Annotated in this window: 13 protein-coding genes; all 13 read left to right on the top strand. The window is 64.6% G+C overall.

Translation table 11 applies throughout. The features are described 5' to 3' along the window. Window positions 1-280 precede the first annotated feature (280 nt). The 13 genes from IPF85_RS07750 (at window position 281) to IPF85_RS07690 (ending at window position 24,372) form a co-directional block, all read left to right on the top strand. Entirely contained in the window at window positions 281-1,513 is a 1,233-nt protein-coding gene (locus IPF85_RS07750; RefSeq protein ID WP_343407497.1) for an FG-GAP repeat protein, read from the top strand. Beyond that, a complete protein-coding gene (locus IPF85_RS07745; protein WP_343407496.1) occupies window positions 1,399-9,609 on the top strand; it encodes a LamG-like jellyroll fold domain-containing protein in 8,211 nt (2,736 codons plus the stop codon). Before IPF85_RS07750 ends, IPF85_RS07745 begins: the two co-directional genes overlap by 115 nt. After that, the gene (locus IPF85_RS07740) at window positions 9,576-9,716 is read left to right on the top strand and encodes a hypothetical protein (RefSeq protein ID WP_343407495.1); all 141 of its coding nucleotides are present in this window, start codon (window positions 9,576-9,578) and stop codon (window positions 9,714-9,716) included. The genes IPF85_RS07745 and IPF85_RS07740 overlap by 34 nt, the downstream gene beginning before the upstream one ends. A gap of 40 nt (window positions 9,717-9,756) precedes the next feature. Next, a complete protein-coding gene (locus IPF85_RS07735) occupies window positions 9,757-10,014 on the top strand; it encodes a calcium-binding protein (RefSeq protein ID WP_343407494.1) in 258 nt (85 codons plus the stop codon). Next, the gene (locus tag IPF85_RS07730; protein WP_343407493.1) at window positions 10,011-10,247 is read left to right on the top strand and encodes a hypothetical protein; all 237 of its coding nucleotides are present in this window, start codon (window positions 10,011-10,013) and stop codon (window positions 10,245-10,247) included. The genes IPF85_RS07735 and IPF85_RS07730 overlap by 4 nt, the downstream gene beginning before the upstream one ends. Beyond that, window positions 10,244-10,579 carry a hypothetical protein gene (locus tag IPF85_RS07725; RefSeq protein WP_343407492.1) on the top strand — a complete coding sequence of 112 codons (336 nt, stop codon included), beginning with the start codon at window positions 10,244-10,246 and terminating at the stop codon, window positions 10,577-10,579. Before IPF85_RS07730 ends, IPF85_RS07725 begins: the two co-directional genes overlap by 4 nt. 305 nt (window positions 10,580-10,884) lie before the next feature. Then, the gene (locus IPF85_RS07720) at window positions 10,885-14,628 is read left to right on the top strand and encodes a hypothetical protein (protein WP_343407491.1); all 3,744 of its coding nucleotides are present in this window, start codon (window positions 10,885-10,887) and stop codon (window positions 14,626-14,628) included. Between the two features lie 131 nt (window positions 14,629-14,759). Beyond that, on the top strand, window positions 14,760-18,305 hold the full coding sequence (locus IPF85_RS07715; protein WP_343407490.1) for a LamG-like jellyroll fold domain-containing protein: 3,546 nt from the start codon (window positions 14,760-14,762) through the stop codon (window positions 18,303-18,305). 58 nt (window positions 18,306-18,363) lie between these two features. Next, complete coding sequence (locus tag IPF85_RS07710; RefSeq protein ID WP_343407641.1) at window positions 18,364-21,585, top strand: hypothetical protein; 3,222 nt, start codon at window positions 18,364-18,366, stop codon at window positions 21,583-21,585. Beyond that, entirely contained in the window at window positions 21,539-22,777 is a 1,239-nt protein-coding gene (locus IPF85_RS07705; RefSeq protein ID WP_343407489.1) for a calcium-binding protein, read from the top strand. The genes IPF85_RS07710 and IPF85_RS07705 overlap by 47 nt, the downstream gene beginning before the upstream one ends. A 311-nt stretch (window positions 22,778-23,088) precedes the next feature. Next, the gene (locus IPF85_RS07700; RefSeq protein WP_343407488.1) at window positions 23,089-23,361 is read left to right on the top strand and encodes a WXG100 family type VII secretion target; all 273 of its coding nucleotides are present in this window, start codon (window positions 23,089-23,091) and stop codon (window positions 23,359-23,361) included. Window positions 23,362-23,369: 8 nt separating this feature from the next. Continuing rightward, a complete protein-coding gene (locus tag IPF85_RS07695; protein ID WP_343407487.1) occupies window positions 23,370-24,038 on the top strand; it encodes a hypothetical protein in 669 nt (222 codons plus the stop codon). Then, entirely contained in the window at window positions 23,968-24,372 is a 405-nt protein-coding gene (locus IPF85_RS07690) for a ParB/RepB/Spo0J family partition protein (protein ID WP_343407486.1), read from the top strand. The genes IPF85_RS07695 and IPF85_RS07690 overlap by 71 nt, the downstream gene beginning before the upstream one ends. Window positions 24,373-24,466 lie beyond the last annotated feature (94 nt).

Raw genomic sequence — 24,466 nt, 5'->3', positions numbered from 1 at the left:
GCGCGGGGGGGGGTCGCATCCTCAGCTCGCCCGAATGACCAAGTCAAAATCACGTCCATGCAAGACTTCTTTGCCATCTGAGTTGCCAACGGCAGGGGAGATTTCCAGATCTGCCCCGATGATTTCGGCATCCAGGTCAGTGAGCGCCAACCGGACAAGGCAACCTGGCTGAAGAAGGTGACCTGGTGACAAGGAGCGGGGCGTCCCACGCCCCATTTGCGATCGGTTATGCGAGCGCCTGTGGGCGCAAGGTGCAGTGATACGACGATTGGAGGCTTAGATGAGCGCTGGATTTATGCTTGTTTCAGGTCGTAATGCCCCGTTGGCCCGTCTCTCCCAGAAAATGCGCACGCCTCTGCTGCTGATCTTCATCTTGCTCCTGCTGAGCGGGCTGGCGCTGCCGGCAGTGACGTTCATTGATCTGCCCGGCCGGCCAGGCCAGGCAGACACCGCCGGCCAGCCTGCCACGGTGCAAACCCTGGCAGATTTACCCACGCCGGCGCAGGCTGCCATCTCGGCCGCCATTGGCCGCGACCGGGCGACGTATCACACGGCAGTGCGAGACGACGGCAGTCTGACGCTCACCAACCCAGCCCAAAAGCTCGATGCCGTCTTCTCCGCGGACGCGGCGACGGTGCGCACCAGGGAGTTGGCCTGGAATCTGCTGCTGCGCGCCTGGGGCTTTGGCAATCAACTGCAAGCCGCTGCCCGCGTTGCGCCGCGCGCCACGGAGAACCGCGTGGAGTACGCGCGCGGCGCGCTCACCGAGTGGTATGTCAACGGCCCGCAGGGCGTGCAGCAGGGGTTCACCATCCACGCTCCGCCTCCCGCCCTCCAGGCGCCGCCCGACACCCTCACCCTGGCGCTTGCGCTCGACCCAGGGCTGCAGGCGCAGCTCAGCGCAGACAAGCGCGGTTTGACCCTATCTGGCGCTGAAGGAACGACGCTGCGCTACAGCGGCCTGACCGCCTTCGATGCCGCGGGGCGTGAACTGACCGCGTGGCTCGAACTCCCCTCTCCAGCCAGGAGAGGGGCCGGGGGTGAGGTCCGCCTCCCCTCTCCAGCCAGGAGAGGGGCCGGGGGTGAGGTCTACCTCCCCTCTCCAGCCAGGAGAGGGGCCGGGGGTGAGGTCCACATCCGCGTGTCCGTCGCGGGCGCGCAGTATCCCATCACCGTAGACCCCTTCGTCGAGCAAGGCAGATTGATCGCGAGCGATAGGCAGAGTTACGATCTGTTCGGTTGGTCTGTCGCCATCAGCGGCGATGTCGTGGTTGTGGGGGCGTTCCAGGCCGATCCTGGCAGCGTGGGCGACGCGGGCGCGGCCTATGTGTTCGAGAAGCCGGGCGGCGGCTGGGCTGATATGACCCACACGGCCAAACTCACTGCCTCGGACAAGGCATGGAGCGACCAGTTCGGCTATTCCGTCGGCATCAGTGGGGATGTGGTGGTCGTAGGGGCGCCTATGCTGACCCCGACGGCGCAGACGAGGCCGGCGCAGCCTACGTGTTCGTGAAACCCGGCATCTGGACGGGAACCCTGACTGAGTCCGCCAAGCTGACTGCATCGGACAAAGTGACCGACGACTTCTTCGGTTACTCCGTTGCCATCAGCGGAGACACGTTGGTGGTGGGGGCGCTCTACGCTGCTCCCGGCGGCGTATCAGACGCGGGCGCCGCGTATGTGTTCACCAGGCCTGGCATCGGATGGTCGGGGAGTCTGACCGAGTCTGCCAAGCTGACCGCATCCAACAAGGCGATAAATGACCAACTCGGCAACTCGGTTGCCATCAGTGGTGACGCGGTGGTCGCAGGGGCGCGTCTCGCGGATCCTGGCGGCACAAGCAATGCCGGCGCGGCGTACGTGTTCGAGAAACCGGGCGGCGGGTGGCTGGGAACTCTGACCCAGGCTGCCATCTTGACCGCCTCCGACAGGGCGGCAAATGACTATTTTGGCTACGCCGTCGCCATCAGCGGGGATGTGGCCGTCGTTGGGGCCTATGCAGCCAATCCTGGCGGTGTGACCGACGCGGGCGCGGCCTACGTTTTTGTCAAGCCCGGCGGCGGATGGTCAGACATGACCGAGGCAGCCCGGCTCACCGCCTCCGATAGAGCGACGAGTGACTACTTCGGTATGTCAGTAGCTGTCAGCGGAGACATCGTGATTGTGGGAGCACCCTGGGACAACGAGCGCGGCGCGTTCGACGCTGGCTCAGCGTATGAATACCTGAAACCCGGCGGCGGGTGGTCGGGCGATCTGACCCAGACATCGAAATTTCTCCCTTCGGCCTGGTTCAACGAAGACTATTTTGGCCATTCCGTTGCGGTCAGCGGAAACACCGTGGTGGTGGGAGCGCCCTGGCAGACCTATGGTCTTTTGGATGATGCAGGTTCGGCGTATGTATTTGGCTACGTGGCGCCCACGCCAACGCCGACGTCCACGCCAACGCCAACCGATACGCCAACGCCGACCAACACCCCGACGCCAACCGATACCCCAACGCCGACCATCACGCCAACGCCGACCATCACCCCAACGCCGACCGATACGCCGACACCGACCATCACCCCAACGCCAACCGCCACACTGATATCTACTCACACCCCCACGCCGGCTGTTTTCGGCTCTTTGCTGGCGTATTGGAGATTTGACGAAGGCGCGGGAAGCAGTGTGGCGGATGATGCGGGCAACGCGCATACGCTGACCTTGTATGACAGCCCGGCGTGGACAAGCGACAGCGCGCCCGTCGTGTTTGCCAATCCCTACGCGCTCACGTTCGATGGTTCTTCCCAATACGGGGCTGCGGCGGGAACGATTGACCTGGCCAACCGATCCTTTAGCGTGGCCATGTGGGTGAAACGTGCTCGTACGGGTACAAATGAATACTTTTTCAATCAGGGGACCAGCAGCAGCGCCAATCAAGCGCTTCACATTGGCTTCCGCTCCTCAGATTACTTCACCTGCGCATTTTATGCCAATGACCTGAACACAACGACGGCCACGGCCGACACTGACTGGCACCACTACGTCTGCACCTATGACGCGGCCAGCAACAGCCGCAAAGCATATAAGGATGGCGTGCTGGTGGGGAGCGATACTGCCACCGCGGACTTCGCCGGCGGCGGCGTTGTGTACATCGGACAGCGGCCGCTAGGCTTTGGATCACTCGCGGGCAGCATGGATGAGACGCGCATTTACAACGACGTTTTGACGCCAGATCAGGTTCAAGCGCTTGCCGAAGGCAATCCGACACACATCACCACACCAACCTCCTCGCCGACTACTACGCAGACCCCAACCATTACCCAAACCCCGACCCATACGCCAACGCCGACGCCGACCGTCACCCCGACCCACACCCCGACGCCGACGGCTACTTTGGCGGCCACCGCCATGTGCATGTATCTCACGAACAATGCCAACTCCTACCTGATCCGGGCCAACTCGGAGGGCGCGGGCGGCGTTAATTTGGGCAATCTCGGCGGCGGGTTAGGCATCGCGCTGGACACGGCGGCCGGCAAGATGTACATCGCCAATACAAGCAGCAACACCGTCACCCGCGCCAATCTGGACGGCACGGGCAGAGAGAATCTAGGCAATCTCAGCGGCACGCTGAACTCTTCGTCAGGTATTGCGCTGGACACGACGGGTGGCAAGATGTACATCGTGAACACGGGCAACAACACTGTCAGCCGCGCCAACCTGGACGGCACGGGCGGCGTCAGCCTGGGCAACCTCGGCGGCCTGTTGTACGACCCGCGCGGCATCGCGCTAGATGTCGCGGCCGGCAAGATGTATATCACCAACTATTTCACCGTCAGCCGGGCCAACCTGGACGGTACGAATCCCGAAAATCTGGGTACCCTCGGCGGCATGGTATTCGCACCGTGGGGCATCGCGCTGGATGTGGCCGGCGGCAAGATGTACATTGCGAACATGGACGCCATCCTTCGTGCCAACCTGGACGGCACGGGCGGTGTCAGCCTGGGCGATCTCGGCGGCTCGCTGAGTTACCCGCGCGGCATTGCGCTGGATGTGGCGAGCAGCAAGATGTACGTTGTGGACGCCAGTGACGACATCGTCAGCCGGGCGCATCTGGACGGCACGGGCGTCGTCAGCCTGAGCAACCCCGGCGGCCTGTTGAACAACCCGGTTGGCATCGCGCTGGCCTCGGGCGATTGCCCGCCGTTCGTCCCCACCCCCACCCCCTCGCATACGCCGACGATCACGCCGACCGCCACGCCGACGGCAGGCCCCACCGCCTCCGCCCCCGCGGCCTGTCTATACATCACCGACAACGGCAACAACAGCATCGTTCGCGTCAGCTCGGACGGCTCCGATCCCGTCAACCTGGGCGGTTTCGGCGGTTTGTTGTGGCGGCCCGCGGGCATTGGCCTGGACGCGGCGAATGGAAAGATGTATATCTCGAGTACATCCTACTACCAGAAAATTATCCAGGGCAATCTCGACGGGACGGGCGGCGTTAGCCTCGGAGTGGTTTCGTTCCTCGACTCCGACTACGATGTAGCGGTGGATACCGCGGGCGGGAAAGCGTACATCGTCAATTATGTAAGCAGCCGTATTGTGCGCATGAACCTGGACGGGACCAATGCGGAGAACCTGGGCGACCTCGGCGGCCTCGTGAACTGGCCGCGTGGCATTGCGCTGGACGTGGCCGCCGGCAAGATGTACATCACCAATGCTGGCAACTACGTCATCATCCAGGCCAACCTGGACGGCACAGGCGCGGTCAACCTGGGCGACCTCAACGGGACGCTGTCTCAACCGTCGGGCATTGCCCTCGATATCGCCGCTGGCAAGATGTACGTCACCAACACTTTCAACAACACGATCAGCCGGGCCAACCTGGACGGCACGGGCGGGGTCAGCCTGGGCAACCTGGGCGGCACGCTGAACCAACCGTTCGGCCTTGCCCTGGACACGGCCAACGACAAAATGTATGTCACGAACGCCGGCAACGAGACAGTCACACGGGCGAACCTGGACGGCACAGGCGGCACCAGCATGGGCAACCTCGGCGGCCTGTTGAGCGGCGCCTTCCGCATTGCCCTGAATACGGGCAACTGCCCCCTGTTCGTTCCCACCTCCACCCCCACCATCACCCCCACGCCGACCGTCACCCCCACGCCGACCGTCACCCCCACCCTGGCGCCGACCGTGCCCCCGTCCGCAATGTGCTTGTATGTCGCCAATTACGGCAGCCGCACCGTGGCCCGCGCCAACTGGGACGCCTCCGGCGCCGAAAACCTGGGCGGTTCGAGCGGCAGCGTTGATGAGCCGTACGGCATCGCGCTCGATCTCACCGCCGGTAAGATGGTCGTGACGAGCTTCAACAGTAACACCATCAGCCGGGGCAACCTGGACGGCAGCGGCGGCGAGAGCCTGGGCGACCTGAACGGCCTGCTGGACGGACCCTACGGCATCGCGCTCGATACGGCCGCGGGCAAGATGGTCGTGACCAACTACGGCGACAGCGCCGTGATTCGCGCCAACCTCGACGGCACGGGCGGCGTCAGCCTGGGTGATCTGGGCGGGCTGCTCGACTCTCCGCTAGGGATTGCACTGGACTTGAGCGCGGGTAAGATGTATATCGCCAACTACGGCGACAACAACATCATCCGCGCCAACCTGGACGGCACGAATCCCGAAGACCTGGGCGACCTCGGCGGCAACCTGGACGATCCCTATGACGTCGCCCTGGACGTGGCCGCCGGCAAACTCTATGTCGCCAACTACTACGGCAGCAACATCATCCGGGCCAACCTGGACGGGACAAGCCCCGAAGATTTGGGCGACCTGGACGGCAATCTGAGTTACCCGACCGGCATTGCCCTGGATGTGGCCGGCGGCAAGATGGTCGTCACCGATGAAGACGGCTACGTCGTGCGCGCCAACCTGGACGGCAGCGGCGGCGAATACCTGGGCGACCTCGACGGCCTGATCAGTTACCCTTACGATATCGCCCTGGATGTGACGAACGGCAAGATGTACGTTCCCGATTATTATGACGCCGTCGTCCGCGCCAACCTGGACGGCAGCGGCGGCGAAGACCTGGGCGATCTCGGCAGCCCACTGGCGAAAAACTACGGCGTCGCCCTGGATGTGGCCGGCGGCAAACTCTACGTGACCAACTACGACAACGATACCGTCAGCCGGGCCAACCTGGACGGCACGGGCGTGACCGGCCTGGGCGACCTGGGCGGCAACCTGAACAGACCCTACGGCATCGCACTCGATGTGAGCGCGGGCAAGATGGTCGTGACCAACTACGGCGACAGCACCGTCGTCCGCGCCAACCTGGACGGCACGGCCGCGGTCAACCTGGGCGACCTGGGCGGGCTGCTGAACAGTCCGCGCGGCGTCGCCCTCGATCTGAGCGCGGGCAAGATGGTTATCGCCAACTACGGCGGGTCGAACATCGTACGCGCCAACCTGGACGGCACGAACCCCGAAGACCTGGGCGATCTCGGCGGCAACCTGTACAGCCCGTACGACATCGCCCTCGACGTGGCCGCGGGCAAGCTGTACGTTGCCAACTACGGCAGCAGCAACATCCTGCGCGCCAACCTGGATGGCACAGGCGCCGAAGACCTGGGCAACCTGGGCGGCCTGCTGGGCTATCCGACCGGCATTGCACTGGACGTAGCGGCCAACAAGATGTACATCACCGATGATAATAACGTCGTTCTCCGGGCCGAGCTGAACGGCCAGGGCGGCGTGGATTTGGGCGATCTGAACGGAACCCTGGGCACGCCCTACGACATCGCCCTGGCCGATGGCTCCTGCGCCTCGCCCGGCACACCCACGCCCACCCCGCTGGTCACCAACACCCCGACGCCAACGGCAACCGCCACCCCGGCGCCGGCCACCGCAACGCCAACGGACACCCCGACGCCAACCGATACGCCGACGGTCACGGCGACTGCAACCCCGACTGACACCCCGACGGTCACGCCGACCGCAACCCCGACTGATACGCCAACCCCGACTGGCACCCCGGTTACGTTCACTGCGACCCCGACGGTCACGGCGACCGCGACCCCAACTGACACGCCAACCCCGACTGGCACCCCGGTTCCGTTCACTGCGACCCCGACGGCCGCGCCGACTGACACGCTAACCCCGACCGTCACCCCGCTGCCGCCCACCGCGACCCCGACCGCCACGCCTGTGCCGCCCACCGCGACCCCGACCGCCACCCCGCTGCCGCCGACCGCGACCCCAACCGTCACGCCTGTGCCGCCGACCGCGACCCCGACCGCCACGCCGGTGCCGCCGACGGCCACTCCGACCGCCACGCCCGTGCCGCCCACCGCGACCCCAACTGACACAGCGACGGCCACGTCAACCGCCACCCCGACCGCCACGCCGGTGCCGCCGACGGCCACCCCGACCGCCACGCCGGTGCCGCCGACCGCGACCCCAACCGACACCCCCGTGCCGCCGACGGCCACCCCGACCGCCACGCCTGTGCCGCCGACGGCCACTCCAACCGACACCCCCGTGCCGCCCACCGCGACTCTAACTGACACAGCGACGGCCACCGCGACCCCGACCGCCACGCCGGTGCCGCCCACCGCCACCCCAACCAACACGCCCGTGCCGCCCACCGCGACCCCAACCAACACCCCCGTGTCAACGCCAACACCGACGGCCACCCGTACCGTGACCTCAACGGCCACACCAACCTCTACGCCGACCACCACCCCCACCGTTAGCCCAACGCCCGCGTCAACGCCGCCCGTCTGTCAGGTTAGCCCGCCCGGAACGTTTACGAGCAGGACGACGGCCCACGGCTTGGGCAGCAACCAGACCTGGGGCGCTTACGCCGATGGCGCCCTGGTGTATGTCGCAACCGCCAACGGTCTCGCCATCTCCACCAACGGCGGCGCTTCTTTCGTCAACCGTACCACCGCCAACGGCCTGGGCCACAATGATGTGCGCGGCGTCCATGCCCTGGGCAGCACGGTCTACGCCGCAACCCTGGGCGGCCTGGCGATCTCGACCGACGGCGGCGTCACCTTCATCAACAAGACCACCGCCGCGGGTCTCGGCCACAACAGTGTCAAGGGCGTGTTCGCCAACGGCAGCACGGTCTACGCGGCGACCGCGGGCGGCCTCGCCATCTCCACCGATGGCGGCGCTGCGTTCAGCAACCGCACCACCGCCAACGGCCTGGGCAGCAACGACGTCAACGGCGTGGCCGTCAACGGCAGCGCGGTCTACGTCGCCACCACCGCCGGCCTCTCCATCTCCACCGATGGCGGAGCGACCTTCAGCAACCGCACCACCGCTAACGGCCTGGGCAGCAACCTGGTGTTGGCCGCCGCAGTGCGCAACAACGCGGTGTATGCGGGTACCCAGTCGGGCCTTTCGATCACAACCAACGGCGGCGCCTCTTTTGTCAACCGGCTCGGCAACTCCGGCTCGACCAACAACGACGTCCGCGGCGTCTCGGCTATCGGCAACGCCGTTTACGCGGCCACCCGTCGCGGCGTCTATGCGTCAACCGACGGCGGGACGACTTTCACCAACCGCACCACCGCCAACGGTCTGGGCAGCAACGACGTTCGCGGCGTCTTCGTCAACGATATCGTCTATGCGGCCACCAATGGCGGTGGGTTGGCCGTTGGCAACTGCGCCACAGCCACGCCAACGCCCACAGCTACGCCGACCGCCGCGCCCGGCCCCATCGCCACTGTGGTGGTTGACGCCGGCGTCGCAGCCACCCTGACCTACACCGCGACCTCCGGGATGCAGATCACGGTGGAGGTTCCCGGCGACGCGGTCACGCAAACGACCACCCTGACCATGCAGGAAGTCGGCTCTCAGCCATCGGCGCCGGTCGGCTTCCAGTTTGCCGGTCATGCTTTCACCCTGGACGCCTCGGTCAACAGCGTGTTGCAGCCCGGCTTCGTCTTCCAGGCGCCGGTCACCGTCACCCTGGATTATGCCGACAGCGACTTGGTCGGGCTGGATGAGAACACCCTGATGCTCTCCTACTTCGACACCGCCGCTAACCAGTGGTCAAGCGCCGGCATCACACTCATCGAGCGTGACACTGTCAACAACCGCCTGGTTGTGACCATCAGCCACCTCTCGCTGTTCGCGGCTATCGGCGCCCCGCCGTTGCCCACCGCCACCCCAACGGCAACCCCCACGGCCACAGGCACGCCGACCCGCACCCCGACGATCACGCCAACCCCAACCGTCACGCCGACGGCTACCCCCACGGCCACACCAGGCGCGCCGCTGAGCTTCACGGCCAACGGCTTCGCCACCGGCATCATCACCTACACCACCGCCACGGCCGGACAGTCCTTCAGCGTGAGCTTCTACGTCTCGGACGATACCGTGCTGAGCAGCGGCGATGAACGCACGTCGGTGGTGACGATCGCCAGGCCGCAACCGTGGGCAGCAAGCAGTTCGCCCTCGGTACCGAAATCGTGCTGCCGGTGGTGGACACGGACCGGGACTACTATCTGCTGGCGGTCTCCTCGCTGGGCCACACCGCGGTCTTCGACGGGGTCTATCACCTGGGCGCATCCCCGGTCTATGTGCATGGCGCGGATGCCACGGATGACAGCCTGACGGTCAGCAGCGATGGAACGATCAGCAACGTGACGTTCAATGGCAGCAGCTATGCCTATGCGACCGGCGATGTGACGGCCTTGTCGGTGCGCGCACGGCGGCAATGACAGCGTTGATGCCTCTGGGTTGACGGCGCCCCGCCCTTCCATGCTGTTCGGCGGAGTGGGTAACGATCAACTGACAGGCGGGGCGGGCAACGACCTGCTGCGCGGCGGCCTGGGCGATGACACCCTGGGCGGCGGCCTGGGCAACGATACCCTGGCCGGCGCCGAGGGTAACGACATCCTGAACGGCGGTGACGGCAACGACACGTTGGTTGGCCGCGATGGCAACGACACCCTCGACGGCGGCGCGGGCAACGACACCGCCACCTACCAGGTCGCGCCGGCGGGCATCACCCCTTGACCTGGGCGGGTGCGGCGAGCAACGACGGGTTTGGCAACAGCGACGTGCTGGTGGTGGGGACCATCGAGAATGTCAACGGCTCCAACTTCGACGATGTCATCAGCGGCGACGGCAACGCCAACCGCTTGAACGGCAACAATGGCAGCGACACCCTGGCCGGCGGTGCGGGTGCGGACACGATCAACGGCGGCAATGGCAACGATCTGCTGGCTGGGGATGGCGGGGCGATGTGATCTACGGCAACGCGGGCAACGACACCATGAACGGCGGCGACGGCAATGATACGCTGGTTGGCGGCACGGAAAGCGGGCCGAACGATGACATCATGAACGGCGGCAATGGCGACGACACCCTCTCTGGACAGGTTGGCAACGACACCCTCGATGGCGGCGCCGGCGCGGACAAGGTGTTTGGCGACGCGGGCAACGACATCCTCTACGCCGGCGGCGGCTGCGGCGGCGACGGCGCCCTCGACACAGTCAAGGGCGGCAGCGGCGCCGACACCGCCTACGACGTCCTCAGCGGGCCGGATGCGGTCAATTCCGTCGAGAGCGTGGTCTGTTAGACCTGAAACCTGCTCCAACGCTTGGGGCCATCAGCGGTCGTCCACAGAGCGGAGTCGCACGACCGGGTCAGTGTTTTTTGTGAGAAGCCGGTACTATACGTAAGCGAAAAGTCCTGGTTTATAGTATTGGTGTCAAGCCACGGAGCAACCGATGCTCTGCATGTTCCACAGTTGGTTTGATGCCTCCCGTATGTTTTTCAGCCAGCAAGCAAGTGAAAACGAGTCAATGCTGCCTGCCTGTCGGACTATTTTGTCTTCGCCACGGCAGCTGACCAGGAAGAAGAGTGCGACGATCGGAGATTCAGATGAACGCCAAATCTATGCAGTTTTCAACAATCTATACCCCGTTGGCCAATCTGCCCATGAAAATGAGCAAGCCTATCCTGCTGATCTGCACCCTCATCCTGGTGTGCGGACTGGCGCTGCCGGCGGTGGCTGTAGCGTCTTCCTATTCTTCACCCACCATTGACGGCATGGTGAACGATCTGACCGAGTGGAAGATAGACGATCGGCTTGGCGAAAACAACAACGTCGCCTATTTCGTAACGTGGGACGGCAACTACCTGTACGTTGGCATTAGAGGCGGCGAAGGCGATGCCGACAAATACAATGTCCTGATTGACACGGACCCGAATGACACCGGCACCGCCAATGATGGCGCCGGCGGCAGCGCCGCGGCGTTTGCCGGCGCCTTCTTCGGTGACGATGGCAAGCCGGACTATGCCATCCAGGCCACCGTCGCGGGGATGCAGTACGATGCCAGCGGCTCGGGCAGTGGCTGGAACGGCGATTGGAATTCCGGCGCAACCGTGGTGGGCAATGGCGCGTGCAGCGGCGTCATGAATTGCGTCGAGTTTCAAATTCCGTGGAGCAACATCGGGCTGTGGTCTCGCAGCGCTTCCGTGGGCCTGTATCTCTATGCCTCGTATGACGAATACCCGAACGAAAAGACCTACTCGGTCTGGCCGCCTTCCAACGCCACGCAGACCAGCGGCACGGCTGCCTATATGTCAACCCAGGTCTATTTTTTCACGACAGACGGCAATCGTTCAGCCCGCACCTACGGCGCACATAAAGGCAACGAGACCCAATTAAATGCCGACGGCAATTTTTCGCTGCTCGACTATTTTGTCCTGGTTACCGTTACCAGCGGCGGCGGCGCGGGTTGTAACGTCAGGGCGGATGTGCTGGGCAACTGGGACTCTGGCCAGAGCGTCGGCCGGCGAACCTATTCCCTCACCGCGAGCGGCTGCTCGCCCACCGCGAACATTACGCTCAAATATATGGATGGTGACTATCAGACTCTGAGCGAACTGAATGGACACAGCGAAAGCTCTCTGAAACTCTGGCGCTGGACCGGCTCTACTTGGGATACCGGGGGACTCACGTTCATGGATGCGCCTTACAACCGGCTCTCCAAGACTGGCGTTACGCTACCCTCGACCTGGGGGTTCGGCAGCGATGAGCAGGCGCGCGCCGATGCCTGCCAGACCTATACCCCATCATCTTTCACGAGCCTCTTGAGCACTGCCTTCGCTGAAGGCGTTTTTGTCAGCGGCAGCAAGGTTTACGTGGCGACCGGCTCCGACGGGGTTTATCTCTCCACCGACGGCGGCAGCACCTTCACTCACAAAACGACCGCCAACGGCCTGGGGCACAACCAGACTTACGGCATCTACGGCATCGAAAACACGGTCTATGTGGCGACGTTTGGCGGCCTGTCCATCTCCACCGACGGCGGCGCCACCTTTACCAATAGAACCACCGCTAACGGTTTGGGAAACAATACGATTGACGGCCTCTTTGTCAACGGCAACGCCATCTACGCCGCGACAGTCAGCGGCTTGTCCATTTCGACCGACGGCGGCAATACGTTTGTCAACCGGACGACCGCCGAGGGCCTGGGCAACAACTATCTCCGCGACGTGCATGCCGACGGCAATATGGTCTATGTGGCGACCTGGGGCGGCGGCCTGTCCATCTCGACCGATGGCGGCAGCACCTTTCGCACCAAGACCACGGCCGATGGCCTGGGTCAGCTTCACATCCTGTCGGTCTACGCCGATGGCAACACGGTGCTTGCAGGAACCTACAGTGCAGGTCTCTCCATCTCCACCAACGGCGGCAGCTCCTTTGTGACCGCTACGACCGCCAATGGCTTGGGGGGTAACGAAGTTGCCGGCGTCTACGCCAGCGGCAGTGTCCTATTTGCGGCGACAAATAATGGCCTGTCCATCTCCACCGATGGCGGCAGCAATTTCAGCAACCGGACCACCGCCCACGGCTTGGGGAGCAATTCGACCTACGGTGTCTATGGCCACGACAGCGCGCTCTATGTCGGAACCACTTCAGGGCTGTCCGTCGGCGCTTGCCAGGCGGCCACGCCCACGCCGACCAACACCCCTGTGGCAGTCCCACCGTACGCGTTGGTGAGCGAGGGCTTCGAGGGCGCCGCCTTCCCCCCCACCGGCTGGAGCGTTGACTCATCGGGCGCCTGCACGTGGAGTCGCGTCACGTCCGGCAGCAATCCCAACCAGACGCCTCACACCGGCGCGGCCGAAGCGCGCTTCAATTCTTATGACTGTGCGGCCGGCGCCGAAAGGCAACTCATCTTGCCCACACAAGATATGAGTGTATCTGGCGCCTACATCCTCTATTTCTGGATGTATCACGACCCCGGCTACGTCAATTACGCTGATCGCCTGCAGATTCAGGTCTCGACCAATGGCGGTGGAACGTACAGCAACGTCGGCCCGACCTTCGCCCGCTACAGCGCGTCCACCGGCTGGAGCCAGCACAGCCTGAACTTGAATGTGTACGCCGGGCAAGCTGCGGTTGTGGTGGCGATCGAGGGCCTCTCGGAATACGGCAACGACATCTACCTGGACGATGTCGAACTGCGCGGGCCTGCGCCCAACACCCCGACGCCCACGCTGACACCCACGCCCACGATCACGCCCACGCCGACTAACACGCCCGTACCTCCTCCTTACGCGCTGGTCAGCGAGGGCTTCGAGGGCGCCGCCTTCCCCCCCACCGGCTGGAGCGTTGACTCATCGGGCGTCTGCGCGTGGAGCCGCGTCACCTCCGGCAGCAATCCCAGCCAGACGCCCCATGCCGGTGTGGCCGAAGCGCGCTTCAATTCTTACAATTGCAATGCAGGCAACTACAGACAACTGATTCTGCCGCCGCAAGACCTGAGCATGTCGGGCGCCTATCGCCTCTATTTCTGGATGTATCACGATCCCGGCTACGACAATAACGCTGATCGCCTGCAGATTCAGGTCTCGACCAATGGCGGTGGAACGTACAGCGACGTCGGCGCGACCATCGCCCGCTACAGCGTGTCTAGCGGCTGGAGCCAGCACAACCTGGACTTCAGCGCCTACGCCGGCCAAGCCTCGCTCCTGGTGGCGTTCAAGGGCCTATCGGAATACGGCAACGACATCTACCTGGACGATGTCGAACTGCGCGGACCGGCGCCCGGCACTCCAACGCCGACGCGGACCCCGACGCACACCAACACGCCTGCACCTACAGGAACCCCGACGCCAACCAACACCGCAACCTCCACACCCACCGCCACCCCGACGGCCACGCCCACGACTGAGGCACCCAACTGCGACCTCTATCCGCCCGCCTCATTCATCAACAAGACGACCGACGACGGCCTGGGCGACGCCCAAGTGAATAATGTCTATGTCAGCGGCAATACGATCTATGCGGCAACCTTCAATGGCCTATCCCTCTCAACCGACGGCGGCGCCACCTTCAGCAATCGCACCACAGCTAACGGCTTGGGCAATAATGTTATAAAAGGGGTCTATACGGATGGCAACAACGTCTACGCGGCGACGTTTAGCGGGCTTTCCATTTCGTCCAATGGCGGCGCGAGCTTCAGCAACAAGACGACCGCCCACGGCTTGGGCAGCAATTACGTGTATGATGTTTATGCGGACGGGGCAAAATCTATGTGGCGACCGATTCGGGGGTTTCCATCTCTACGAACGGCGGCAGCACGTTCAACAACACGACCTATCACGGATTAGGCGGCAACTCTATTTCTGATATCTACGCTGACGCTAACGAAATCTACGCGGCGACCGATTATGGTCTGTCCATATCAATTGATGGCGGCAGCTCCTATCATAATGTATCCTACCTGTCAGGCGTAGCTGATGTGCATGGGAACAATGGCACGGTCTATGTGGCCGCCAATTATGATGTTTCTTTCACGAGCGACGCCGGCGTGAATATCGGATCGTACTGGCTACCGGCGATCTATGTCAACGGTGTCTATGGTGGCGGTAACACGATCTATGCGGCCGCCAGCAATGGTTTGTTCATTGTGGCCGCCAGCAACGGCAGCTACACCATGTTAACCACGGACAGCGGCCTGGGCAGCAACAGTACCCGCGCGGTCTATTCCAGCGGCAGCGCGCTCTATGTTGCGACAGTGAACGGGTTAGCGATCGGCGCATGTAGCGCGCCTACGCCCACGCCCACACCCACGGCCACCCACACCCCAGGGCCGCCGACCGCCACGCCGACCCCGGCGGTCCTGGACGCGCCGCTTCTGGCGTACTGGAGGTTCGACGAAGGGACGGGGAGCAGCGTAGCAGATTCATCGGGCAACGGCCGTGACCTGACGCTCTACAACAGCCCGAGCTGGACAGGCAGCAGTGCGCCCCTGGCCTTCGCCAACCCCTACGCGCTGGCGTTGAATGGCAGCAGCCAATACGCGGCGGCGGCCGGGACGATCAACCTGGCGAACCAATCCTTCACCGTGGCCGTGTGGGCGCAGCGTACCCGCACGGGCACGCAGGAGTTTCTGCTGAGCCAGGGGACGAGCGGCAGCGCCAATCAGACCTTGCAGGTGGGTTTCCGCAGCAACGACAACTTCACCTGCGCGTTCTGGGCCAACGACCTGGACACGACGACGGCCACCACCGATACGAACTGGCATCATTACGCCTGCACCTATGACGCGGCGAGTAACAGCCGCAAGGCGTACAAGGACGGCGCGCTGATCGGCAGCGACACGGCCAGCGCGGACTTTGCCGGCAGCGGCGCGGTGAACATCGGCCGGCTGGCGCCGACCGCCAATAACTATTTTGCGGGCAGCGTGGACGAAACGCGCATCTACGGCGCAGCGCTGAGCGCGACCGAGGTGACGGCGTTGGCGCAGGGCAACCCCGCGTACACCCCGACGCCGACGGCGACCGTCACGCCGACAGCCACTGCCACCGCAACGGCGACGTTCACGGCTACGCCGACGATCACCGGCACACCGCCCACCGCCACACCTGCTCCTACGGCGACGCCGACGCCGACCCTCACGCCGACGCCATCCGCCTGTGAACTCAATCCGCCCACTTCGTTCATCAACAAGACCACCGCCAATGGCCTCGGCAGCAGATTCGTTGAAAGCATCTACGTCAGCGGTAGCGTAGTCTATGCTGGGACCAGCGGCGGCCTGGCGATTTCTACCGACGGCGGCAATACCTTCGTCAACAGGAGTACGGCTCACGGCCTCGGTCACACCTATGTCGCTGACGTGTATGTCAACGGCGGCACGCTCTATGGAGCGACCGCTGGCGGCTTATCCATCTCGACCGACGGCGGCGCCAGTTTCATCAACAAGACTACGGCCAACGGCCTCGGCAGCAACAGTGTTGATGGCGTGCATACCAACGGCAGCACGGTCTACGCCGCGACCTATGCCGGCTTGTCCATCTCGACCGATGGCGGCGCCAGTTTCATCAACAAGACCACGGCCGATGGCCTCGGCAGCAACAATGTCTATGGCGTGTTCGCCAGCGGCAGCACGGTCTACGCCGCGACCTATGGCGGCTTGTCCATCTCGACCGATGACGGCAACAGTTTCATTAACAAGACAACTGCCAATGGTTTGGGCAACAACTGGATTCAGGGCGTCTATGCCAGTGGCAGCACGGTCTATGCTGCGGTATATGGCGGCCTGTCTATCTCGACCGACGGCGGCAACACCTTTATCAATAGGACGACTGCCAGTGGCTTGGGCAGTGGTATCGTTTACAGGGTCTATGCCAGCGGGAATGCTGTCTATGCCGCAACATCTGGTGGCTTGAGCATCTCGACCAACGGTGGCAGCACTTTCATCAACAGGACGACTGCCAACGGTCTGGGTGATAACTTCGTCAATGCCGTCTATGCCAGTGGCACTACAGTCTATGCTGCAACCGATGGCGGTGCGTCCATTGGCGCGTGTGATACCCCCGCGCCTACAGCGACGAGTACGCCGACGCCCATGTCCACAACGACGAGCACGCCGACTCACACGCCCACACCGACGGCGACGCCAACTCACACGCCAACACCGACCGTCACGCCGACGACGACGCCAACGCCCATGCTGACCGGGACCCCAACCGTCACGAACACACCGACGACGCCAACGCCTATGCCGACGGCCACACCGACCCTCACCCCGACGCCGACGAACACGCCGCTCCCAACGGTCTGCGAACTCATTCCGCCGACTTCGTTCGTCAACAAGACCACTGCCAACGGTTTGGGCTACAACAATGTCTACGGCGTCTATGTCAGCGGCAGTACGGTCTATGCTGCGACCTATGGCGGCGGCCTGGCGATCTCGACCGACGGCGGCAATGCCTTCGTCAATAGAACTACCGCCAACGGCTTGGGCAGCAACCAGGTCAGCGACGTTTACGCCAGCGGCAGCATGGTGTATGCCGCGACGAGGAGCGGCCTTTCGATCTCGACCGACGGCGGCAGCAGCTTCACCAACAGAACGACCGCCGGCGGCTTGGGCAACGACTGGGTGAGGGGTGTCTATGCCAGCGGCGGCACGATCTACGCGGCAACCTGGGGAGGCGGCCTATCGGTCTCGACCGATGGCGGGGCTACGTTCATCAACCGGACCACCACGAACGGCTTGGGCAGCAACCATGTCACAGACGTGTATGTGAGCGGCAGCGCGGTCTACGCCGATACCTATAACGGCCTGTCCATCTCGACCGACGGCGGCGCCACCTTCACGAATTACTTGATCAGTAAATACGTTACCGGAGCATATGCCGGCAGCGCGATCTATGCAGTAACATGGGGCAGCGGTTTGTACATCTCGACCGATGGCGGCGGCACTTTCGCCAACAAGACGACTGCCAACGGGCTGGGAGACAACTACCTCTATGGCGTTTATGCCAGCGGCAGCACGATCTATGCTGCGACGGCAATCGGCCTGTCTATCTCGACCGACGGCAGCAGCTTTGCCAACAAGACCACTGCGGACGGTTTGGGGATAACCAGATCTGTGGCGTTCATGTCACGGCCAGCGCGTCTATGTCGCCACGGAAGGCGGCTTGTCCATCGGCGGTTGCGGCCCCCCGACGCCCACGCCGACGAGTACGCCGACCGCCACGTCAACGGACACGCCGACAGTGACCCCAACTCGCACGCCGACCCGCACACCGACACCGACGCCCATGCCCGCAGCGACGAGCACGCCGACCCACACGCCCACACCGACGGTGACCCCAACCAATACGTCGGCGCTCGCTTGCGAACTCATTCCGCCCACTTCGTTCGTCAACAAGACCACTGCCAACGGTTTGGGCTACAACAATGTCCTTGGCGTCTATGTCAGCGGCAGTACGGTCTATGCTGCGACCTATGGCGGCGGCCTGGCGATCTCGACCGACGGCGGCAATGCCTTCGTCAGTAGAACGACCGCCAACGGCTTGGGCAGCAACCAGGTCAGCGACGTTTACGCCAGCGGCAGCATGGTGTATGCCGCGACGGGGAGCGGCCTGTCCATCTCCACCGACGGCGGCAGCAGCTTCACCAACAGAACGACCGCCGGCGGCTTGGGCAACGACTGGGTGAAGGGTGTCTATGCCAGCGGCGGCACGATCTACGCGGCGACATGGGGAGGCGGCCTATCGGTCTCGACCGATGGCGGGGCTACGTTCACCAACCGGACCACCACGAACGGCTTGGGCAGCAACTATGTCACGGACGTGTATGTGAGCGGTAGCGCGGTCTACGCCGCGACCTATGGCGGCCTGTCCATCTCGACCGACGGCGGCGCCACCTTCACGAATTACTTGGGCGGTAGGTACGTTACCGGAGCATATGCCGGCAGCGGTATGATTTATGCGGCAACGCGGAGCAACGGTTTGTACATCTCGACCGATGGCGGCGGCACTTTCGCCAACAAGACGACTGCCAACGGGCTGGGAGACAACTACCTCTATGGCGTTTATGCCAGCGGCAGCACGATCTATGCTGCGACGGCAATCGGCCTGTCTATCTCGACCGACGGCAGCAGCTTTGCCAACAAGACCACTGCGGACGGTTTGGGTGATAACCGGATCTATGGCGTTCATGTCACGGCCAGCGCGGTCTATGTCGCCACGGAAGGCGGCTTGTCCATCGGCGGTTGCGGCCCCCCGACGCCCACGCCGACGAGTACGCCGACCGCCACGTCAACGGACACGCCGACAGTGACCCCAACTCGCACGCCGACGCCCACGCCGACCGCCACGTCAACGAACACGGCGACGGCGACTCCGACTCACACCCCGACGGCGACCCCGACCGCCACGCCAACGAACACGGCGACGGCGACTCCGACTCACACCCCGACGGCGACCCCGACCGTCACGCCAACGAACACGGCGACGGCGACTCCGACTCACACCCCCGACCCCCCCGACGGCCACCCCACGACCCCGCCGACCGCCACCCCGACGACCCGCCGACGGCCACCACTGCCACCAACACGCCTGTGCCGCCACCCCGACGACGCCGTGCCACCGCGACCCCGACTCCCGACGGCCACGCCGACCGACACGCCTGTGCCGCCAACCGCGACCCCGACACTGCCGCCGACGCCACGCCGACCGCCGCCTGTGCCGCCAACCGCGACCCCGACCGATACCCCGCTGCCGCCGACCGCCACCCCAACCGATACGCCTGTGCCGCCGACCGCCACCCCAACCGACACCCCGACTCGCACACCGACGGCCACCCCGACCGACACGCCTGTGCCGCCGACCGCGACCCCGACTCGCACACCGACGGCCACGCCGACCGACACGCCTGTGCCGCCGACCGCGACTCCGACCGATACACCGACGCCAACGGCCACACCGACCGACACCCCGCTGCCTGCCACTGCGACGCCAACGCCCACCCCGACGGCCGCGCCGACTGACACGCCAACCCCGACGCCAACGGCCACCCCGACTGACACATCTACGCCAACGGCGACGCGCACGCCGACCGCAACCCCGACGCGCACGCCGACAGTCACGCCGACGATCACCCCAACGCCGACGCCGACGCCGCCCGTCTGTCAGGCCAGCCCGCCCGGAACGTTTACGAGCAGGACGACGGCCCACGGCTTGGGCAGCAACCAGACCTGGGGCGCTTACGCCGATGGCGCCCTGGTGTATGTCGCAACCGCCAACGGCCTGGCCATCTCCGCCAACGGCGGCGCTTCTTTCGTCAACCGCACCACCGCCAACGGCCTGGGCCACAATGATGTGCGCGGCGTCCATGCCCTGGGCAGCACGATCTACGCCGCAACCCTGGGCGGCCTGGCGATCTCGACCGACGGCGGCAGCACCTTCATCAATAAGACCACGGCCGCGGGTCTCGGCCACAACAGCGTCAAGGGCGTGTTCGCCAACGGCAGCACGGTCTACGCGGCGACCGCGGGCGGCCTCTCTATCTCCACCGATAGCGGTGCGACCTTCAGCAACCGCACCACCGCCAACGGCCTGGGCAGCAACGACGTCAACGGCGTGGCCGCCAACGGTAGTGCGGTCTACGTCGCCACCACCGCCGGCCTCTCCATCTCGACCGATGGCGGAGCGACCTTCAGCAACCGCACCACCGCCAACGGCCTGGGCAGTAACCTGGTGTTGGCCGCCGCTGTGAGCGGTAACGCGGTGTATGCCGGCACGCAGTCGGGCCTTTCGATCTCGACCAACGGCGGCGCCACCTTTGTCAACAAGCTCGGTAACTCCGGCTCGACCAACAACGACGTCGGCGGCGTCTCGGCCACTGGCAGCGCTGTTTACGCCGCCACCCGTCGTGGCCTCTATGCGTCAACCGACGGCGGCGCCACTTTCACCCGTCGCACCACCGCCAACGGTCTGGGCAGCAACGACGTTCGCGGCGTCTTCGTCAACGATATCGTCTATGCGGCCACCAATGGCGGTGGGTTGGCCGTTGGCAGCTGCGCCACAGCCATGCCAACGCCCACGGTTACCCCAACGCCCACAGCTACGCCGACCGCTGCGCCCGGCCCTATCGCCACCGTGGTGGTTGACGCCGGCGTCGCAGCCACCCTGACCTACACCGCGACCTCCGGGATGCAGATCACGGTGCAGGTTCCCGGCGATGCGGTGACGCAGACCACCACGCTGACCATGCAGGAAGTCGGCTCTCAGCCATCGGCGCCGGTCGGCTTCCAGCTTGCTGGGCATGCCTTCACCCTGGACGCCTCGGTCAACAGCGTGTTGCAGCCCGGCTTCGTCTTCCTGGCGCCCGTCACCGTCACCCTGGATTATGCCGACAGCGACCTGGTCGGGCTGGATGAGAACACCCTGATGCTCTCCTACTTCGACACCGCCGCTAACCAGTGGTCTTCCGCCGGCATCACACTCATCGAGCGTGACACTGTCAATAATCGCCTGGTTGTGACCATCAGTCACCTCTCGCTGTTCGCGGCTATCGGCGCCCCGCCGTTGCCCACCGCCACCCCAACGGCAACCCCCACGGCCACAGGCACGCCGACCCGCACCCCGACGATCACGCCAACCCCAACCGTCACGCCGACGGCTACCCCCACGGCCACACCAGGCGCGCCGCTGAGCTTCCACGGCCAACGGCTTCGCCACCGGCATCATCACCTACACCACCGCCACGGCCGGACAGTCCTTCAGCGTGAGCTTCTACGTCTCGGACGATACCGTGCTGAGCAGCGGCGATGAACGCACGTCGGTGGTGACGATCGTGCCGGCCGCAACCGTGGGCAGCAAGCAGTTCGCCCTCGGTACCGAAATCGTGCTGCCGGTGGTGGACACGGACCGGGACTACTATCTGCTGGCGGTCTCCTCGCTGGGCCACACCGCGGTCTTCGACGGGGTCTATCACCTGGGCGCATCCCCGGTCTATGTGCATGGCGCGGATGCCACGGATGACAGCCTGACGGTCAGCGGCGATGGAACGATCAGCAACGTGACGTTCAATGGCAGCAGCTATGCCTATGCGACCGGCGATGTGACGGCCTTGTCGGTGCGCGCGCACGGCGGTAATGACAGCGTTGATGCCTCTGGGTTGACGGCGCCCCGCCCTTCCATGCTGTTCGGCGGAGTGGGCAACGATCAACTGACAGGCGGTGCGGGCAACGACCTGCTGCGCGGCGGCCTGGGCGATGACACCCTGGGCGGCGGCCTGGGCGATGACACCCTGGCCGGTGCAGAGGGCGACGATAGCCTGAACGGCGGTGACGGCAACGACACGTTGGTTGGCCGCGATGGCAACGACACCCTCGACGGCGGCGCGGGCAACGACACGGCCAGCTACCAGGTGGCGTCGGCGGGCATTGCCCTTGACCTGGGCGCGGGCGTGGCAAGCAACGACGGCTTTGGCAACAGCGATGTGCTGGTGGTGGGGACCATCGAGAATGTCAACGGCTCCAACTTCGACGATGTCATCAGCGGCGACGGCAGCGCCAATCGCCTGAACGGCAACAATGGCAGCGACACCCTGGCCGGCGGCGACGGCGCAGACACGATCAACGGCGGCAATGGCAACGATCTGCTGGCTGGGGATGGCGGGGACGATGCCCTCTACGGCAACGCGGGCAACGACACCATGAACGGCGGCGACGGCAATGACACGCTGGTTGGCGGTACGGAAAGCGGGCCGAACGATGACATCATGAACGGCGGCAATGGCGACGACACCCTCTCTGGACAGGTCGGCAACGACACCCTCGATGGCGGCGCCGGCGCGGACAAGGTGTTTGGCGACGCGGGCAACGACATCCTCTACGCCGGCGGCGGCTGCGGCGGCGACGGCGCGTTGGACACGGTCAAGGGCGGCAGCGGCGCCGACACCGCCTACGATGTGCTCAGCGGGCCGGATGCGGTCAGTACCGTGGAGAGTGTCATCTGCTAAACTTGGAATAGCGCCCCCCACCCGTAGGTCACGTCTCCGGCGTGACGACGCCCTCTGCGGCAGGTCACGCTTCCCTGCGCCGACGCCGTCCGACCAGGAGGCCGGACCTACAAAGACGCTCGCCCTCTCCCCCCTTCTCCTCTCCGCCGCGCGGAGAGGAGAAGGGGCCGGGGGTTGAGGTGAGGCCCGTATCTTCATCCTTGCGCCCGCAGCCCGGTCAGACTAAGCCTGATTTGCGAAATAAAAAAACCAGCTACAATAGCGCCGCATCCAATCGTTCCTTTGCATCGCCTGAAAAAGGAGCATCCGCTGTGTCCCAAGCCATTGCTAACCCTGAAGAGCTAGAGCGCTTCGCGCGCGATCTCAAGCAGTTCAACGGCCAACTCAAAGAGAGCATGACACGTCTGAACGCCCAATTTCGCCAACTGGGCGACACCTGGCGCGACCAGGAGCACCAGAAGTACGGCCAGGAGTTCGAGCAAACGATGCGCGTGCTGGCGCAGTTCATGCACTCCTCTGATGAGCATATCCCATTCCTCTTGCGCAAGGCCAGCCGCCTGCGCGAGTATCTGTCGCAGCGCTAACACACACCATGTCCCCAACCGTCGAAGTCCGCGCCATTGACGCCCTCGAAGAGCTGCAGACCGGCCTGGTTCGCTACGCCGACCAGGCGCAGGCCACGCTGGCCGCGATCGCCCGCGAGGTGCAGCGCACGCTCGACTGGCTGGAGGAGCGCCAACGCCATTGGCGGGGTGAGGTGCAGCGCCGGCAAGAGGAGGTGCGACTGACTTTGGCGGCCTACCAGCGCTGCCTGAATTCCGGCGACCGCGACCATCCGCCCTCGTGCGGCCGTGAAGAACTGGCGTTTCTCGACGCGCGGCGCCGCCTGGCGCAGGCTGAGACCGAGGAGCGCATGGCGACCCAGGCGCGGCAGGCGGTCCAGGCCGAAGCGGAAATTTACGCCCGCGATGCCAGCCGCCTGCGCGTCACCTTGCAGACCGAGACGGTCAAATCCATCGAAGTGCTGCGCAGCAAGGTCACCGTGCTGCGATCGTACGCGTCAGGCGGCATCACGGCCGGCGGCGTACTGGCCGGCGCGCTGGCCTTCGGCGCTGGGGTAGTCATCGGCGCCGCCATGGGACGGGCAGGCGAGGACGGTTCTTCCGCCGTCCGGAGCCGGAGCGCCAGACTTGTCTGGCCGGGAACCCACCCTGCAAGAATTCCATCCCGACATCCGCGACATCCCCTTGAACATGATTGACCTCAGCGATTCGCCGGTGCGTGACGAAGCCGACTACCATAAAGTATCCAAGGCGGAGATGGTCGCAGGGTTTGCGAAGCTGACGCAGGTACGCCGCTGGATCAGCCAGGGTGCAACCGATCAATGGCTTTACGACGCGGCTCAGGAGGCGCGGGAGGGAGGCACGACAGAGGCGCAGAGCCACTACAACATCTACCGGGTTTTCTACGGTGACAACGCCATTGTCCTGGAACGAGTCGGCGACCGCTACCGGGTGCTCAACGGCTACCACCGGCTGGCGGTCGCACAGGAACTGGGCTGGACGACGATCCCGGCAAAGGTAATAAACTCATGACCACCCTTTCCGCCCACGCCGCCGATCTCGACGCCGCCTGGAAGCTGCTGCAGGCCCGTTGGGACGCCACCGGCGAAACCTGGACCGACCAGGT

The organism is Candidatus Amarolinea dominans (genome assembly GCF_016704685.1).
Taxonomy (GTDB): Bacteria; Chloroflexota; Anaerolineae; order SSC4; family Amarolineaceae; genus Amarolinea; species Amarolinea dominans.
Note: the sequence above shows the minus strand (reverse complement) of the source record. Positions and strands in the feature narration are given on the sequence as shown.

Coding starts and splice junctions, on each gene's coding strand:
- IPF85_RS07750 (WP_343407497.1), top strand. CDS start 281: ATGAGCGCTGGATTTATGCTTGTTTCAGGTCGTAATGCCCCGTTGGCC.
- IPF85_RS07745 (WP_343407496.1), top strand. CDS start 1,399: ATGGAGCGACCAGTTCGGCTATTCCGTCGGCATCAGTGGGGATGTGGT.
- IPF85_RS07735 (WP_343407494.1), top strand. CDS start 9,757: ATGCTGTTCGGCGGAGTGGGTAACGATCAACTGACAGGCGGGGCGGGC.
- IPF85_RS07720 (WP_343407491.1), top strand. CDS start 10,885: ATGAACGCCAAATCTATGCAGTTTTCAACAATCTATACCCCGTTGGCC.
- IPF85_RS07710 (WP_343407641.1), top strand. CDS start 18,364: ATGGTGTATGCCGCGACGGGGAGCGGCCTGTCCATCTCCACCGACGGC.
- IPF85_RS07695 (WP_343407487.1), top strand. CDS start 23,370: ATGTCCCCAACCGTCGAAGTCCGCGCCATTGACGCCCTCGAAGAGCTG.